The organism is Corynebacterium sp. HMSC068G04 (genome assembly GCF_001814885.1).
GTDB lineage: Bacteria > Actinomycetota > Actinomycetes > Mycobacteriales > Mycobacteriaceae > Corynebacterium > Corynebacterium hiratae.
The window spans coordinates 95,084-111,828 of record NZ_KV818299.1 but is presented as its reverse complement, the minus strand read 5'-3'; the positions used below and the strand labels follow the sequence as shown (position 1 = coordinate 111,828).

Sequence of the window (16,745 nt, the reverse complement as noted above, 5' to 3'; positions counted from 1 at the left end):
ATGTGCTCCGCTTAGTCTACCGCGCTAGTCTAAAGGGCGATGAAAGCTAAGCATGTCTGGTGGAGTACTGCGGCCCTCGTCACGGCGGGAGCCGTGGCGGCGACGGCCGCCTTGGGCGTAGAAATCCAGCGCACCTACGATCACCTGGACCACGGCCAGCCCTATAAACAGGAAGAACCCACAACACTGGTCCAGCCCGTCGAGCCCGGTGATATCGACGCCGCCGCGCTCAAAGCCAGGTTGGATGAGCTAGGCAAGGACAAGGCTCTAGCCACTTTCGGCGGGCAGATCATCGACACCACCACCCAGGACGTGCTGTGGGAGCGCGAGCCCGCAAAGCCGCTGACCCCGGCCTCCGCCACCAAGGTCCTCACCCTCGCCGCGGCTACGCTCAAGCTCGACGAAGAAGAGCGCCTGACCACCGAAGTGGTCGCAGGTGAGCACGAGGGCGAGATCGTTATCAAGGCCGCCGGCGATGTCTGGCTGACGGACGAGCGCCTCGATGAGCTGGCGGAACAGATTCAGCAGAAGATGGATACCGTCACGCGGGTCTCCATCGACACGTCCATCTGGGCCGGGCCCGACCAGGCACCGGGCTGGGATGATGACAATATTGACGGCGGTTTCGTCGCCCCCATCCAGCCGGCCATGCTCTACGGTGGGCGCATTGGGGAGAAGACCGGCGACGTTCCGCGCTCCCACGAGCCGGCCCTCGACGTCGCCCGCGCGTTGGCCTCCCGCCTGGGAACCGACAAGGCGGACACGAGCTCAGCGCCCGAGAACACCGAGGTCATCGCAGCTACAGAATCTGAGCCGTTGGCTTTGCGCGCCCAGGAAGCGGTGAAGGATTCCGATAACGTCATGGCGGAGGCCATCGCCCGCGAGCTGGCCGTCAGCCAGGGCGCGGAAGCAAGTTTCGAGGGCGCCACGAAAACCATGCTCGACGTGCTTAAAGGCCACGGCATCGACATCAGCGACATCACCCTCAAAGACGGTTCCGGCCTGTCCCGCGATAACCGCATCCCCGCCGACGTACTCGCCCACATCATGGACCAGGCCGTAGCCACCGAGGAGCTGCGCCCGCTGTTGGGCTACCTGCCCCTCGCCGGCGGTGAGGGCACGCTCTACCAGCGCTACCCCGATTCGCCGGCCCGCGGGTACGTTCGCGCCAAAACCGGCACCCTCACGGGAACCTCCGCGCTGACCGGCACCGCCCAGGGCCAGTCGGGTCGCGTGTACGCCTTCGCCTTCTTAGTCAACGACGGCGAAGTCACCTCCGCCCGCCAAGCCCAAGATGCTCTCGCCGCTGCCCTCCATGACTTCTAAGAAACCTTTTTGGCCGCGCAGAAGCCCCAACTTCTTGGCCTGCCGCGTCGCCGCCCGCGCCGTGGTCGGTGAGCAGCCACGCGTCATCGCCGTGGGCTTGTCCGGCGGGGCCGATTCCTTGGCGCTGACCGCCGCTCTCGTGGCCGAAGGACACGAGGTGACAGCGCTCTGCGTCGACCACGGCTTACAGGAAGGCTCGGCCGCGCAGGCGCGCCGGGCTGCCGAGCAGGCCCGCGCCTTGGGGGCGGGGGCGGAGGTGTTGCGGGTGGACGTCGGCAAGCAAGGCTCCGTGGAGGCCGAAGCCCGCGCCGCCCGGTACCGTGCCTTCGCGCCCTGGGGTGAGGTGGCGGTGGCGCATACCGCTGATGACCAGGCCGAAACCCTGCTGCTGGGTGCCCTGCGGGGGAAGGTCGCGGGCATGCGCGAGCGCTCCGAGGTGGAGGGCGTGCGCGTTGTGCGCCCCCTGCTGAGCGTGCGCCGCGCCCAGACCGAGGCCGCCTGCGCGGAGCTGGGGCTGGAGGTCTGGCAGGACCCCCAGAACCAGGACCGAGCCTTCCGCCGCGTGGCCCTGCGCCGCGAGATCCTCCCGCGGCTGCAGGAGATCGTGGGCGGTGACCCCGTCCCGGCCTTAGCCCAGGCAGCCCACGACGCCGCGCTTGACGACGCCCTCCTCAGCACACACCCCACCACCGACTGCGCCGAGCTGGCCGTTCTCCCAGAACCAAAGCGCCGCCGGGCGATCGCTGCGTGGCTGCGCGAGGAGGGAATAGAGGTTACGCGCGAGGCGGTGCGCGGCATCGATGCCCTGTGCACGCAGTGGCATGGCCAAGGCCCCGTCGCCGTCCGTGGGGAAAAGAAAGGTACAAGGTTGGAAGTCGCACGCGTTGGTGGCAAACTGTCACTATTGCCTCGGTCAGCAAAGGAGCGCTCACGTGCACGATAACCATGATTTAGCCGTCCCCGCCCATCCTTATGGAGAGGACATCAAAAACGTTCTCATCACCGAAGACGATCTTCAGGCGCGCATCCAAGAGATGGCGGATCGCGTGTCCAAGAAATACAGCAATGCCGACGATGACCTCATCTTGGTCTGCGTGCTCAAGGGCGCGGTCTTCTTCCTGACGGATTTCGCCCGCAAGCTGGCTATCCCGTCCCAGCTGGAGTTCATGGCGGTCTCCTCTTACGGCAACTCGGCCTCCTCCTCGGGGGTTGTGCGCATTCTGAAGGACTTGGACCGCGATATCGAGGGCCGCGATGTGGTCATCGTGGAGGACATCATTGATTCCGGCCTGACTTTGTCGTGGCTTATCCGTAACCTGCAGGGCCGCCAGCCACGATCCCTTGAGGTGGTCACCCTGTTGCGCAAGCCAGAGGTGGTTAAGGCAGAGCTTGACCTGTTCGATGTAGGCTTCGATATCCCCAACGAGTTTGTCGTGGGGTATGGCCTGGATTTTGCCGAGCGCTACCGTGACCTGCCCTATGTAGGTACGCTGCATCCGGCGGTCTACAGCAACGATTAATCTTTATTCTTGTCCGGCGCTTTAAGCCGCAATTGTGCAAGGTAGTTAATGAAAAACAAGAACATCATCCGCTACGGCTCCATCGCGGGCCTGGTTCTCATCCTGCTGTACGCATTCACGTTCTTTACCAACGATGCCCGCAGCTTCAAGCAGGTGGACACTTCGGTGGCCATGGAGCAGCTGACCTCCAAGAACGTCGAGGAAGCGCAGATCGACGACCGCGAGCAGCAACTGCGCCTCAAGCTCAAGAAGCCGGTGACGGTGGAAGAGCAGGAGGGCATCGAGGAGGTCATTGCCAAGTACCCGGCACGCGCCTCCGAGCAGGTCTTTAACGCGGTCAAGGACTCCGGTGCTGAGAAGTACCAAACGAAGGTCACGCAGGATTCCTTCATCGGCTCGATGATTAGCTTCCTGTTGCCGATGCTGCTGCTCTTCGCGCTGTTGTTCTGGATGATGTCGCGCATGCAGCAGGGCGCTGGCGGCATGTTTGGCATTGGCGGCTCCAAGGCCAAGGAGCTGACCAAGGATATGCCGACCAACACCTTCGCGGATGTGGCCGGTGCGGACGAGGCCGTGGATGAGCTGCAGGAAATCAAGGACTTCCTCGATGATCCGGAGCGCTACCACGCCCTCGGCGCGAAGATCCCGCGCGGCGTACTTCTCTACGGCCCGCCGGGCACCGGTAAGACCTTGCTGGCCCGTGCCGTGGCGGGCGAGGCCGGTGTGCCCTTCTACTCCATTTCTGGCTCCGACTTCGTGGAGATGTTCGTCGGCGTCGGTGCCTCCCGCGTGCGCGACCTGTTCAAGCAGGCGAAGGAAAATAGCCCGTGCATCATCTTCGTTGATGAGATTGATGCCGTGGGCCGCCAGCGCGGCTCCGGTACCGGCGGTGGACACGATGAGCGCGAGCAGACCCTCAACCAGCTGCTCGTGGAGATGGACGGCTTCGGTGACCGCGAGGGTGTTATCCTCATCGCGGCCACCAACCGTCCCGACATCCTGGACCCGGCGCTGCTGCGCCCGGGCCGCTTCGACCGCCAAATCCCGGTCACCAACCCGGACCTGGCCGGCCGCGAGCAGATTCTGCGCGTGCATGCCAAGGACAAGCCGCTGGCCAAGGAGGTCGACGTGGCGCAGCTGGCCAAGCGCACCGCCGGCATGTCCGGCGCGGACCTGGCCAACGTGCTCAACGAGGCTGCCCTGCTCACCGCCCGTATCGGCGGCAACGTCATTACCTATGACGCGCTGGAGGAGGCCACCGACCGCGTCGTAGGCGGCCCGCGCCGCCAGGGCAAGATCATCTCCGAGCACGAGAAGAAGGTCACCGCTTACCACGAGGGCGGCCACACTCTGTCCGCGTGGGCGCTGAAGGATATCGAGCGCGTCTACAAGGTGACCATCCTGGCCCGCGGCCGCACCGGCGGCCACGCCATGACCGCGCAGGAAGACGACAAGGGCATGTACACCCGCGATGAGCTGTTTGCTCGCCTCGTCTTCGCTATGGGCGGGCGTGCCGCGGAGGAGCTCGTGTTCGGCGCACCCACCACCGGTGCGTCCTCCGATATCGAGCACGCCACCAAGATCGCGCGCTCCATGATCACTGAGTACGGCTTCAGCCCGGATTTGGGCACCGTCAAGTACGGCAAGGAGCAGGGCGATCCCTTCGCCTATGCCGCCAGCGGCGGCTCCATCGACTACTCGGATGCCGTGGCCGCCAAGATTGATGAGCAGATGGCCTACCTGCTGGACCGCGCGCACCAGCAGGCCTATGACATCCTGTCCGAGCACCGCGACTACCTGGATAAGCTCGCTGAGATGCTATTGGAGAAGGAAACCCTGCGCCGCCCGGACCTCGAGGGCATCTTCGAGGGCATCGAGCCGCGCGAGGCTTTCGACGTCTTCCCGAACGAGGACGCTCGCTTCCCGCGCCAGGCCGGCCGCGAGCCGGTAAAGACCCCGGTCGAGCTTGCCCAGGAGCGCGGCGAGGAGCTGCCGAAACGCATGACGCTTCTCGACGCCTCCCGTGCCGCCCGCGAGCGCCGCCACGCGGAGCTCGAGCGAGCGAAGGAAAACGGTGACGAGGCCGCCGCGACATCGGAGGCGCCGGTCGAGGAGATTGGCTTCAGCTTCGGCCAGCACGCAGGTGATTACGTGGATCCGGAGAAGGGCAATACCTTCTTCGGCGAGTCCGATATCACCGAACCCACCGGCCGCGAGCTCAGCGCAGACGAGGCCGCCAGCGATGGGGCGCGCGAAGAGACCGTGGCCCCAGAACAGGCTGGCCCCAGCCACGAGGACACCCAAGAGATTCCGCGTGTGCCGGATGCCGCCGCATCGCAGCCAGAATCCCAGCCCCAACCAGAACACCAGCCGCAGCCACGCGAACCGGAACGCCGCGGCCGCCACGCCAAGCCGGAGGAGCACGCCTGGGGCGCGCCCGGCTGGGGAGAACATGAACACCGCAACAACCCGTACAAGGATGGCGACACCAATGAGCGATAACATCCCGGCGCAGCGCGAGTTCGACCACGAGCGCGCCGAAGCAGCCATCCGCGAGCTGCTCATCGCAGTGGGCGAGGACCCCGACCGCGAGGGCCTGCGCGAGACCCCGGCCCGCGTGGCCCGCGCCTATGCCGAGGTCTTCGCAGGTCTCCACCAGGACCCGACTGCGGTCCTGCACAAGACCTTTGCCGAGGAGCACCAAGAGCTCGTCCTCGTGCGCGATATCCCCATCTATTCCACCTGTGAGCACCACCTCGTGCCCTTCTACGGCACGGCGCACATCGGCTATATCCCTGGCTCCGACGGCCACGTCACCGGTCTGTCCAAGCTGGCTCGCTTGGCGGACATGTACGCAAAGCGCCCACAGGTGCAGGAGCGTCTCACGAGCCAGATCGCCGATGCCCTCGTGGAGGTCCTCCACGCGCAGTCCGTCATCGTCGTCATCGAGTGCGAACACCTGTGCATGGCCATGCGCGGTATCCGCAAGCCGGGGGCGACCACGACGACCTCCGCGGTGCGCGGTGGATTCAAGAAGAATGCCGCCTCCCGCGCGGAGGTCATGAGCTTGATTAGGAGCTAGCAGCAATGGCAGTCAGCGATCTCACTGTTCCCGGCCGCACGCTGGTCATGGGCATCGTCAACGTCACCGAGGATTCCTTCTCCGACGGCGGGCGTTGGATCAACATCGACGATGCACTTACCCACGCCCGCCACCTTGTCGCCTACGGCGCGGACATGATCGATGTCGGCGGTGAGTCCACCCGCCCGGGTGCGGTGCGCGTGGCTGCCGAGGAGGAAGAACGCCGCGTCGTGCCCGTCATCAAGGCGCTGCGCGAGGAGGGGATTAAGACCTCGGTGGACACGATGCGGGCCTCGGTTGCTCAAGCCGCCGCGGAGGCCGGCGTGGACATGATCAACGACGTCTCCGGCGGTGCGGCCGACCCGGACATGTACCGCACCATGGCCGAAACCGGCCTGCCGGTCTGCCTCATGCACTGGCGCACCGTCCAGTTCGGCTCGGCCGCCGGTGTGGCCGACCATGGCGGGGATGTGGTGCGCGATGTCCACGAGTCCCTGGCGAAGCTCGCTGATAACGCCCTGCAGGCCGGTGTTAGCCACGACAATATCGTCGTGGATCCGGGCCTGGGTTTTGCCAAGTCACCGCAGGATAACTGGGCTTTACTCAAGGCTCTGCCGGAGTTCCTCCAGGGCGAATTCCCGCTGTTGGTGGGTGCGTCCCGCAAGCGTTTCCTCGCCGCCATCCGGGAGGATCGCGGTGCCGAGTCCAGCCCGCTGCTCGCGGATCCGGCCACCGCCGCCGTGACTGCCATCTCCGCGCAGATGGGTGCGTGGGGCGTGCGCGTGCACGAGGTGGAAGTCTCGCGCGATGCCGTGGATGTCGCCGCGGCCTGGAACGCGGGCGCGGCCTACACCGGCGGCGCGCATGCCTCCGGCAGCTACGCCAACGGCGCGGACGGCGGAACAGTGGTGTCCACTTCTTTGGGAAAGGCATAAAACATGGCGGATCGCATCGAACTCACCGGCCTGGAGTGCTTTGGCTACCACGGAGTCTTCGAGGAAGAGAAAAAGACGGGGCAGCCCTTCATCGTGGACGTCACCTGTTGGTTGGACACCGCGGGAATCGGGGATGACCTGTCCCGCACGGTGAACTACGCCGAGCTTGCCGACGTCGCCGCAGACATCGTCGAGGGCCCCTCCCGGGACCTTATCGAGACGGTGGCTGAAGAAGTTGCTGAGACCGCGATGCAGCGCTTTGAGATTCTCCACGCCATCGAGGTGACCATTCATAAGCCAAAGGCGCCCATCCCGCGCACCTTCGCGGACGTGGCAGTGGTGGCCCGCCGCTCCCGGAAGAGGATGGCAGGCTAATGCGCGCCGTGCTGTCCATCGGCTCCAACATGGAGGATCGCCGCGCGCTGCTGCAGACCGTCTTTGACGAGTTTGCTGAGGAGACCGTCGCTGCCTCTCCAGTCTTTGCCACCCCGCCGTGGGGCGTGACCGACCAAGATGAATTCCTCAACGCGGTGCTCATCGTGGACGTGGACTGCACCCCGCTGGAGCTGCTGCGCCGCGGCCAGAAGCTGGAGGAGGCCGCTGAGCGTGTGCGGGTGCGGCACTGGGGTCCTCGCACCCTGGACGTGGACATCGTACAGATAGACGGCGTGACCTCCGAAGATCCGGAACTTACTCTGCCGCACCCTTATGCTCACGAGCGGGCCTTCGTGCTCGTGCCGTGGTTGGCCGCGGATGAGCACGCGGAGCTCAACGGCACCCCGGTGCGCGAGCTCATCGCCGACCTCGATGAGGACGAGGTCGCTGCGGTGAAGGAACTGGGGGAGTAATGACGAGGACGTCGATCGGCGCGCTTGTCGGCACCGCCCTCTTCGTGGCTGCGGCGGCTGCCATCCTCACCACCCGCTTTTATGGCTCCATGCTGGCCATTCCGGCAACCGTATCGATTTCTCTGTGGGCTATGGCGCTGGTGTGCGTGCTGTTGACGCTCAAGGTGCGCGGTGCCAAGGAGGACGAGCACGGTATCGGCCTGGATAACTCGCAGCTCAATCCCATGACCATCGCGCAATTCCTGCTTGTCGGCAAAGCCTCGGCGTGGACCGGGGCCATCGTGGGCGGGGCCTATGCTGGCATGGCGGTCTACGTGGTGCCGCGCGCCGGTGAGCTCGTCGCTGCGGCTGGTGACCTGGCCGGGGTGGTGTCTTCGGCGCTGGGCGGTGCCGCGATGTGTGTTGCCGGAGTGGTGTTGGAGCGACACTGCGAGGTGCCACCTCCAACTGATGGGGCACAAGCGGTAAGTTAGTGGGCATGACGAGCCCGCACCACGCCCCTGATCCCCAGTACGAGTCGGCCCCGGATGATCGCCCGACCACCCAGTTTTCTGCGCAGCCGGACTCTCAGCCACCGACAACGGCGGAGTCTTCCCAGGACGGTTCGAAGACGGATGCTGGTTCTATTGGGCTTATCATCCTCGTCATCCTCGCGGTCATCGCCAGCCTGGTCATGCTGATTTCGGGTTCAGCGAACGCACTGAAGATTGCTCTGCTGGCTGCCCTGTGGGCCGCGGTGCTCGGCTTTTTCCTGGTGGTGCGCTACCGCCGCCAGGCACACGAGGCCAAGGAGCTTCTGGCGGTGGAGCGCGCCCATGCCGCCTCCACCTTGACGGCTTCCGGTGCTTCGAGCGCGGATAACAGCAAGGTCTTGGCAGAGATCCGCTCGGAGCTGGAAGCCATCCGCACCCAGATCGAGGAGATCTCCGGGCGCGAGTGGGTCTACGAGCCTGCCGCCCTGTATGCGGAGGCTCGCCGCATCCAGGAGCTGGAACGCAAGGCCGGCGGCGCAGGTGTGGATGAGCGCGGCGATGCGCCGAATGTGAATTTCACCCAGAAGTCCGGCGGCGCGCCGTCTGCCGACGCCGTGGCGGGCCGCCTTGGCACGCAGCCGACCCATCCGGTGAGCAACCCGCTGGATAACCTGCTGGCGGATAATGCCCGTGCCAACACTCAGCAGCCGGCGGCGAAGCCAGCCGAGCAGTCTGCCGCGAAACCCGCGGAGCAACCCGCGGATCAGCAAGGCACCCGCCCAGCACCATCCCCGTTCGGCGCACCGCAGCCGTCGCAGGGCCGTCCTCCGGCGTTTCGCCCTATGGGAGCACCGCAGCCTCAGCCGCAGCCTCAGCCGAAGGACGAGAAGCCACAGTCCAAGGCTGACAAGCCTCAGGCAAAGGCAGAGAAGCCACAGGCGCGCTCCGAGCAGAAGCCGCAGCAGTCGAAGCCCCAGACTCGGTCGCAGCAGAAGGCGCCGGAGTTCAAGACCGATAGCTTCCAGGCCGTGCAGTGGAACCAGGGTGCCGCGGGCGGGCAGCACGTCAAGGAGAACTCTGCCCCGGCCCAGCCGCACCACCGCCACCGCAAGCCGGAAGCAGATACCGCACAGCCCGACACCCGTGGCCGCCGTCGTAGCGATGAACACCGCGAGGGCGCGGTCTCCGTGGCTGAACTCATGGCGCGTAGCAAGCGCCGGAAAGAACAGCAGAACAAGGACGTGAAGAAGTAGATGTCTGCTCCGCGCATGCGAGTGGCGGTCTGGGGTAATTCCCGAGCCGGCATTAACTTCGCCCTCCGTCTGGAGATGGCTGGCCACACCATTGAGAAGCTTGAGGACCCCGCCCAGCTGGACCGCTTCGATGCGCTGATTCTCGCCGCGACGGCGAGGGAGCTGGAGGGGGCAGTGGGGGACGTCGAAAAGCACGTGCGCCCCAAGCAAATCGTCATCCACACCTCATTGCTGGCTGGGGTGGAAGCCCTTGATGAGCTGGAAACGCGCGGGTGCCTGACGATTGCCGCAGCTCCCCTGGGCGACTCCTACGCGGTGGGCACCCTCGATGAGGTGGCGGAGACCGTCATTGGGTTGCTGCTCTCGGAGATTCACCAAACTGCAGAAACGGTGCCGGCGGCACAACGTGCCGAGCGAGCCGCGCGGTTGTACTACGCGGAGATGCTCGGTGAACTCAGCGCGTGGGCGGCGCTTAAGGCGGGGATTATCGAAGATTTTATGGGCAGTTCCTTCGACCTTGACGCTGGCGACATCATCGATGCTTACCCCGCCGCCGTGGAGCTGGGCATGGCGCGCAACTACCGCGACGTCGCCCGCATGGTGGGTGAGAAGAAGAACATGGAAGAACTGGAACTGTGGGCAGTAAGAAAGGAAGCGCCGTGGCAGAGCAACTCCTAGTGGAGGACAACGAGCGCATCCGCATGGTCGGCAGCGCCTACCGCAAGACCGGCAAGCGCGTAGTGCTGGTGCCACTCGGCCGCGATATTCACGCCGGGCACCTGGCACTCGTGCAGGCAGCACAACGCGTGCGCGGTGGCATCGTGGTCGTGGCAGTGGACCCGGAGACGGACATCTCTTCCCTCGATGGGGTTGATGTGGTGTGGCGCTACGACCAGCAGAGTCAGCGCACGCGGGTCCTTGCACCCGACCACGGCATGGAGGACGTGAGCGCGGAGCTGACCCGCATTGTGGCGCTGACCTGCGCGCTGGGTCCCAGCGATGTGTTCATGGGGGAGAAGGACTACGAGCTGCTCGTGGCCACCCAGCAGGCCTTTACGGACCTCCACATTGCGGCGCGTGTGCAGGGCGTGCCCTCGGTGCGTATGCCCGATGGGGTGGTGATGAGCCTGCGCAATGCCGACGTCGCACCGGAGGCCCGTGAGCAAGCCAGCGCCTTGTCAGCGGCACTCACCGCCGGTGCGTACGCGGCGGAATCCGGGGCCGAGGAAGTCGTGCGCGTGGCACGTGAGGTGTTGGCTGCCGCGGGCGTGGAACCGGAGTACGTGGAGCTGCGCGGGCGCGACCTGGGTGAGGCCCCCGCAGAGGGCGATGCCCGCCTCTTTATCGCCGCCACCGTGGGTGGGGTGCGGCTCATCGATAACGCGGGCGTGCCGTTGGGAATTGGGTTCCGAAACTTAGAACAGCGCGGATAAAAGTCTGTGGCGCAGGTCTCCACCAGCTAGGTTGGAGACATGAAGATTGGAATTCTGGGAGCCGGCGCCATCGGCGGATACTTTGGCGGAAAACTGAAAGCAGCGGGCCACGACGTCGCCTTCGTCGCTCGCGGTGAGACCTTGCGGGTGCTGGGGGAGACGGGCGTGACGCTGATCGACGCCCACGCGGAACCCACCACCACCGAGGTCATAAAGGTCCCGGCTGCCCACACCTTTGCTGAGGTCAAAGAACTCTTGGGCGGATTGGACGTGGCGATTATCGCGTCGAAGGCGCTGCCGGGCAACGAGACCTTTGGAAGCGCGGAGGACCGCGAGGCGCTGCAGGGAATCCCGGTGGTGACCACGCACAACTCGGTCGAGATTCCGTACTTGGCGGCCGAGGAATTCGGGGAGGAAAACATCCTCGCCGGTGTCGCTCGCGTCTATGCCACGCGCCTGGCGCCGGCACGGATCAAGCGCAACCCAGGGCCTTTGGCTTTGGCTTTCGGACCGCTAAGTGCCGATGCGCCGGAGTCCCTGCGCCGCACGGGCGAGGAACTGGCGGCGGCGCTGAAGGAGTCTGGGGCTTCCAGCAAGTTCCATGACGCCGCGCTTGTCGACGTTTGGTCGAAAGCCATGTTCGTTACCCCGACAGGAACTCTGGGCGCCTTGGTGGATAAACCGATTGGTTACCTCTGCCAGGAAATCCCCGGCCAGCTTGAGGCATTCATGCGGGAAGTCGAGGCCGTCGGGCGCGCACTCGGCGTGAAGCTGCCGGAGAACGTGGTGGAACAGACCATGGAGTTCGCCCGCCAGCAGCACCCGGACAGTACGTCCTCGATGCAGCGCGATATCAAGGAGGGGCTTCCCAACGAATTAGACGCCCAGGTCGGAGCGATCCGACGCATGGGCGTCAAAGCTGGCGTTGCAACCCCGTTGTGGGACTTTGCACAGGAGGTGCTGGAGGCGCAGCTGCGCACCGCCTAAGAGTGCGCACTACGCAACGTCGGTGCCTTATTCGGTACCGATCTTGCCGCCCTTCTTCCACACCACAACCACGGCCGGGCGCGGGGTGGACTTACCGCCATCAGGCCAGTGGGAGGTGGCGTTGTCGAAGGTGGCGTCATCAGACTCGCCCGGGTGCTGAACGTTGACCATGACGCGGTCATCGTCGACGATCGGGCCACAGGTCTCCGCGCCCGCCGGGACGGTGAGGAAGCACTTGAGCTCGCCGCGGGTCTCGCCCTCGGTGGTCACGGCGTAGAGGCCGTCGTTAGAGTCCAGCGCGTTGCCGTCAGTGGAGATCCACAGGTTGCCGTGGTTGTCGAAGGCCAGGTTATCCGGGCAGGAAATCGGGGAGACCTTCTCCTTATCAAAGCCACCGAAGTAGGTGCTGGCCTCACGCGGGTCACCACAGACCAGGAAGAGGTTCCAGGTGAACTTCTCGCCGGCGTGGTCATCCTCGAGCTCCATGACCAGGCCGTTCTTGTTCTCCTTGACCGGAGCCCATTCCTTGGCGTCTTCCTTGTTCTTCTTAGCGTTCTCGCCGGTGGCGCCGCGGTACTTATTGTTGGTCAGCGCGATGTAGACCTTCTCGGTCTCCGGATGAACCTCAACGTCCTCCGGGCGGTCCATCTTGGTGGCGCCCACCTTATCGGCGGCCTCACGGGTAAAGACGGCGACTTCTTCGGCGGACATGCCGTCCACGTGGGACTCGAACTTGTTGTTCTCCGTATCGGAGGTCAGCAGCTTGACCCACTCACCGGTGCCGTCGAAAGCACCGTCCTCCGGCAGGACGCCGGAGCCGTCGATTTCCTTCTCCGGGGAGTTGCCCTCCATCTTGGCCACGTACAGGGTGCCGTGGTCCAGGATGGTCATGTTGTGCTTCAGGTCGCCCTCCTTGTACTTCTTGGAGGAGACGAACTTGTAGACGTACTCGAAGCGGGAGTCATCGCCGGAGTAGCAGACCACGGTGCCATCCTTGGTGATGTGGATGTTGCCGGCCTCGTGCTTGAAGCGGCCCACAGCGGTGTGCTTAATCGGGGTGGACTTCGGGTCCAGCGGGTTGATCTCCACGAGCCAGCCAAAGCGGTTCGGCTCGTTCGGCTCCTTGGTCACGTCGAAGCGGTCATCGTACTTTTCCCACTTACGCTCGGACGGGCCCTCCTCGATGCCGAAGCGCTTGAGGGATTCAGCGGCCTTCTCATCCTTGACATCGCCACCGGCGAAATACTGGTCGAAGTTCTCTTCGCCAGAGAGCATGGTGTTCCACGGGGTCACGCCACCGGAGCAGTTGTTGAGGGTGCCCAGGACCTTCTCACCCTTCGGGTCGGCGGAGGTCTTCACCAGGTCGGTGCCCTTAGCGGGGCCCACCAGGGTGAACGGGGTGGTAGCGGTAATGCGGCGGTTGAGCGGGCCGAACTCGCGCTTGAGTTCGCCGGAGCCCTTCACCTTGGAGACCTCGAGGATGGTGTGGCCGTGGCCAGCCCAACCGATCTTTACCTGCTCCTCGGTAGGGTTCTCCGGGTCGTAGTCCGGGAACATCATCGGCTCGGTGGTGTACTCGTGCGAGCACATGTAGATCATGCGGTTCTTGTCATCCGGGTGCTCGATGAGGCCGGCGAAGTCATTGTTGAAGCCGAACTGCTTCTCCGCATCCGCGGCAGTCTGGTTGTTGACGTCGAATTCCGGCGCGCCCTCGATGACCGGGTCACCCCAGGCAATCAGGACGGACTGCTCATAACCCTTGGGGATGACGACCTCATCCTTGGTGTTGGCCTCCACGGCTTCAAAGTGCATGCCCTCGGCGGAGGTGAGCTCGATGTCAGAGCCCTTGACCTCGCTGGTCTTGTTGGAGGAGCTGCCAGCCGCAGACCCGTTGTCATCCGGCGCGGCACACGCAGCCAGCGCAGAGGAGCCACCGACGGCGACGACGGCCAGACCACCGGCGCGCAGAGCAGTGCGGCGGGAGAACTGGTCACCAAAGTAAGGGTTATCGGAGGTGTTCTCGCACTCGCCGAAGCAGGCATTACCGCACTTGTAGGTGCAGGTAAGAGAAGAACGAGAAGAGGTAAACATGTTAGCCAAGAGATTGCGGCCGTTGAGTGTCATGAAAATATGCTCCAAAAATCGAACTCGTTGGTTGCGCGGGGATGTCGCAACGGACGCACTGAGTTAATACGGTTGAGATGGCCGCGCGGTTGATGCTGTCTAACGGCTAGATGAACACTCTGTGAACCGGGATCGCGCCAGCGTATGGGGATCGACTACCCTAGACAACCGTGAGCGAGAAGAAGAATACTGAAGTTACTGACGTCCCCGAGCAGCTGCGCATCCGCCGCGAGAAGCGCGCCCGACTGTTGGAGTCCGGCACCGAGCCTTATCCGGTGACCGTGGACCGCACGATCTCCCTGCGGGATCTCCGCCAGCAGTTCCAGGTCGTTGCAGAGGGCGAAGAGCCGGCCGCGGAAGAGGGCGTCACCTACCTCAGCGCGGGTGAGGAGACTGACGTCGAGGTAGCCATCGCCGGCCGCCTTATCTTCATGCGTAATACCGGCAAGCTCTGCTTTGCCACCTTGCAGGATGGTGATGGCACCCAGGTACAGGCCATGCTGTCGCTGGCGGAGGTAGGGGAGGAGCGCCTCGCCGCGTGGAAGTCTGACGTTGACCTGGGTGATTTCATTTCCGTACGCGGCCGCGTCATTGCTTCGCGCCGCGGCGAGCTCTCCGTCATGGCTTCCGAGTGGACCATGGCGGCGAAGTCCTTGCGCCCGCTTCCGGTTTCCTTCGCTGACATGAACGAGGAAACTCGCGTGCGCCAGCGCTACAACGATCTCATCGTGCGCGAGGAGGCCCGCAAGAATGCCATGACCCGCGTGAAGGTCATGCGTGCGTTGCGCAACTACCTGGAGGATCAGGGCTTCGTGGAGATCGAAACCCCGATGCTGCAGACCATCCACGGTGGTGCGGCGGCCCGCCCGTTCGTAACCCACTCCAATGCCCTGGACATCGACCTCTACCTGCGCATCGCTCCGGAGCTCTTCCTGAAGCGCGCTGTCGTCGGCGGCATTGACCGCGTCTTTGAAATCAACCGCAACTTCCGCAACGAGGGCGTTGACCGCTCCCACTCCCCGGAGTTCGCCATGCTGGAGACCTACGAGGCATGGGGCGACTACAGCGACTGTGCTCGCACCATTCGCGAGTCCATCCAGTCGGTGGCCCGCGCAGTCTTCGGTTCCACCACCGTCACCCTGGCGGATGGCACGGAGTATGACCTCGGCGGCGAAGAGTGGCCGGAGATTGAAATGTACCCCTCCCTCAACGAGGCTCTGCAGCGCAAGTTCCCCGGCCAGCCGGAAGTGACCATCGACTCCACCGTCGAGGAGCTCAAGGCGATTGCCGACGTCATCGGGCTCGACGTCCCGAAGAACGGCGGCTGGGGCCACGGCAAGCTGGTGGAGGAGATCTGGGAGGTGCTCTGCGAGGACCAGCTCGAGGGCCCGATCTTTGTGAAGAACTTCCCGGTTGAGACCTCCCCGCTGACCCGCCAGCACCGCTCCCAGCCGGGCGTGACGGAGAAGTGGGACCTGTACGTGCGCGGCTTCGAGCTGGCCACGGGCTACTCGGAGCTGGTGGATCCCGTAATCCAGCGCGAGCGCTTCGAGGACCAAGCCCGCCTTGCCGCCGGCGGTGATGAGGAAGCCATGGTGCTGGATGAGGACTTCCTCGCCGCCATGGAGCAGGGCATGCCGCCGACAGCCGGTGCTGGCATGGGCATGGACCGCCTGCTCATGGCGCTGACCGGCCTGGGCATCCGCGAGACCGTGCTCTTCCCGATCGTGAAGCCGGAGCACTAGTTTCTCCTAGCCTCCACCTGCCCGCGCCCGCCACTGTGGTGGCTGCGCGGGTTTTCGGGTTTTCTCATTGCTGCGCCTCCAGCCCCCAATGAGGGAAAGTTGCTGCGGCTAGCCGCAGGATTGACCAATCCATGGGAAAATGCAGGTGTGACAAAGCTTCTGAATGCCCTGCCCCTCGCACTGATCGCCTGTACAGCGGCAGCGTGTTCTGCTGCCGAGGATTCCACCAGCGGTGAGCCGCAATTCCACAACACCTCCACCGCCGAGACTTCCGCCGATAACACTGAATCTACGGAAGCGAGCCCGGCTCCGACGTCCGCGAAGGACAAGGAAGGTGACTCGGGCCTTAAAGAATTAGATAAGGAAGACTTCATCGCCACCAACTTGGGACACGCGACCTCCACGGTGTATGGAGTGAGCAGCCCGAATGACCGTGTGGCCTGCACAGTTACTGAAGATCAAGGTTTGATCGGGTGCAGCGTAATGCTCGCTGATCCGCCCCTGTACCCGGCGACCGGGCAGCCGTTCTGGCTTTCTAACTCCGTCAACTTCGATGCGAACGCGGGCTTTTATCCCAATGTGAAAATGGGCGGAGACGCCGCGGCGCCCACCATGCTAGAAGCAGGGAACACCGTCACGATGAACGGTGTGACGTTTGAATCCGTGAATGAGGATGAGTTCACGGTCAAGATCGATGGCCACCACTTCACAGTGAAAGACGATGGTGAGTACTACTCCGATACCTTCCCACCGCAGCCAGATGGGGAAGGGAAAGCTATGACCGGAACCATCTGTGGGGACCTCGGCAATGGCGAGTATGTCTATGCCAAAGAAAACGGGACGAATTGCGCGCGGGCAATGGAAGTTCTTGAGTATTACAAGAACTATGACTTCGCGCCCATGGAGGGCGGCAACCGTGGGTACCTCATGGAAGATGATTTCAGTTGCTCCTATAACGCCGATCCCGGCTGGCCAGACGAGCCCGACTATCGGTGGCTTGGCTGCAGCATTGAAGACGG

At 64.2% G+C, this 16,745-nt stretch carries 16 protein-coding genes; 15 read left to right on the top strand and 1 reads right to left on the bottom strand.

Features of this window, described 5'->3' with window-relative positions:
• Positions 1–39 precede the first annotated feature (39 nt).
• The 13 genes from dacB to HMPREF2993_RS02945 are packed head-to-tail and all read left to right on the top strand — an operon-like array spanning position 40 to position 11,857.
• Positions 40–1,326 carry a D-alanyl-D-alanine carboxypeptidase/D-alanyl-D-alanine endopeptidase gene (gene dacB, locus HMPREF2993_RS03005; protein WP_070511124.1) on the top strand — a complete coding sequence of 429 codons (1,287 nt, stop codon included), beginning with the start codon at positions 40–42 and terminating at the stop codon, positions 1,324–1,326.
• Positions 1,316–2,269, top strand: coding sequence for a tRNA lysidine(34) synthetase TilS (gene tilS, locus HMPREF2993_RS03000; protein ID WP_083318681.1), 954 nt, complete (start codon positions 1,316–1,318; stop codon positions 2,267–2,269). Before dacB ends, tilS begins: the two co-directional genes overlap by 11 nt.
• Positions 2,259–2,846 (top strand): hypoxanthine phosphoribosyltransferase, encoded by a 588-nt coding sequence (gene hpt / locus HMPREF2993_RS02995; protein WP_049154711.1) that lies wholly within the window; start codon positions 2,259–2,261, stop codon positions 2,844–2,846. The genes tilS and hpt overlap by 11 nt, the downstream gene beginning before the upstream one ends.
• 48 nt (positions 2,847–2,894) lie before the next feature.
• Positions 2,895–5,348, top strand: coding sequence for an ATP-dependent zinc metalloprotease FtsH (ftsH, locus tag HMPREF2993_RS02990; protein WP_070700943.1), 2,454 nt, complete (start codon positions 2,895–2,897; stop codon positions 5,346–5,348).
• Positions 5,338–5,928, top strand: coding sequence for a GTP cyclohydrolase I FolE (gene folE, locus HMPREF2993_RS02985; protein ID WP_070700941.1), 591 nt, complete (start codon positions 5,338–5,340; stop codon positions 5,926–5,928). The genes ftsH and folE overlap by 11 nt, the downstream gene beginning before the upstream one ends.
• A gap of 5 nt (positions 5,929–5,933) precedes the next feature.
• Positions 5,934–6,863: a dihydropteroate synthase gene (gene folP / locus HMPREF2993_RS02980; RefSeq protein WP_070700939.1), complete on the top strand. Its 930-nt coding sequence runs from the start codon at positions 5,934–5,936 to the stop codon at positions 6,861–6,863.
• 3 nt (positions 6,864–6,866) lie between these two features.
• Positions 6,867–7,238: a dihydroneopterin aldolase gene (gene folB / locus HMPREF2993_RS02975; RefSeq protein WP_049154714.1), complete on the top strand. Its 372-nt coding sequence runs from the start codon at positions 6,867–6,869 to the stop codon at positions 7,236–7,238.
• Entirely contained in the window at positions 7,238–7,711 is a 474-nt protein-coding gene (folK, locus tag HMPREF2993_RS02970) for a 2-amino-4-hydroxy-6-hydroxymethyldihydropteridine diphosphokinase (protein WP_070516215.1), read from the top strand. Before folB ends, folK begins: the two co-directional genes overlap by 1 nt.
• Positions 7,711–8,184 (top strand): DUF3180 domain-containing protein, encoded by a 474-nt coding sequence (locus HMPREF2993_RS02965; protein ID WP_046647203.1) that lies wholly within the window; start codon positions 7,711–7,713, stop codon positions 8,182–8,184. The genes folK and HMPREF2993_RS02965 overlap by 1 nt, the downstream gene beginning before the upstream one ends.
• A 5-nt stretch (positions 8,185–8,189) precedes the next feature.
• Positions 8,190–9,437 (top strand): DUF6779 domain-containing protein, encoded by a 1,248-nt coding sequence (locus tag HMPREF2993_RS02960; protein WP_070700937.1) that lies wholly within the window; start codon positions 8,190–8,192, stop codon positions 9,435–9,437.
• Complete coding sequence (locus tag HMPREF2993_RS02955; protein WP_052750503.1) at positions 9,438–10,115, top strand: Rossmann-fold NAD(P)-binding domain-containing protein; 678 nt, start codon at positions 9,438–9,440, stop codon at positions 10,113–10,115.
• A gap of 23 nt (positions 10,116–10,138) precedes the next feature.
• Entirely contained in the window at positions 10,139–10,870 is a 732-nt protein-coding gene (locus HMPREF2993_RS02950; protein WP_070516221.1) for a pantoate--beta-alanine ligase, read from the top strand.
• Positions 10,871–10,909: 39 nt separating this feature from the next.
• A complete protein-coding gene (locus tag HMPREF2993_RS02945) occupies positions 10,910–11,857 on the top strand; it encodes a 2-dehydropantoate 2-reductase (protein ID WP_049154717.1) in 948 nt (315 codons plus the stop codon).
• A gap of 27 nt (positions 11,858–11,884) precedes the next feature.
• Here HMPREF2993_RS02945 and HMPREF2993_RS02940 read toward each other — a convergent pair whose 3' ends face one another.
• Positions 11,885–13,981: a PhoX family protein gene (locus HMPREF2993_RS02940; protein ID WP_070511113.1), complete on the bottom strand. Its 2,097-nt coding sequence runs from the start codon at positions 13,979–13,981 to the stop codon at positions 11,885–11,887.
• A 170-nt stretch (positions 13,982–14,151) separates the two neighbouring features.
• Here HMPREF2993_RS02940 and lysS point away from each other — a divergent pair, with 170 nt between their 5' ends.
• Both lysS and HMPREF2993_RS02930 read left to right on the top strand, forming a co-directional pair.
• Entirely contained in the window at positions 14,152–15,726 is a 1,575-nt protein-coding gene (gene lysS / locus HMPREF2993_RS02935; RefSeq protein ID WP_046647207.1) for a lysine--tRNA ligase, read from the top strand.
• A gap of 99 nt (positions 15,727–15,825) precedes the next feature.
• The coding region (locus tag HMPREF2993_RS02930; RefSeq protein WP_168166758.1) for a hypothetical protein at positions 15,826–16,745 on the top strand (920 nt) is incomplete at its 3' end.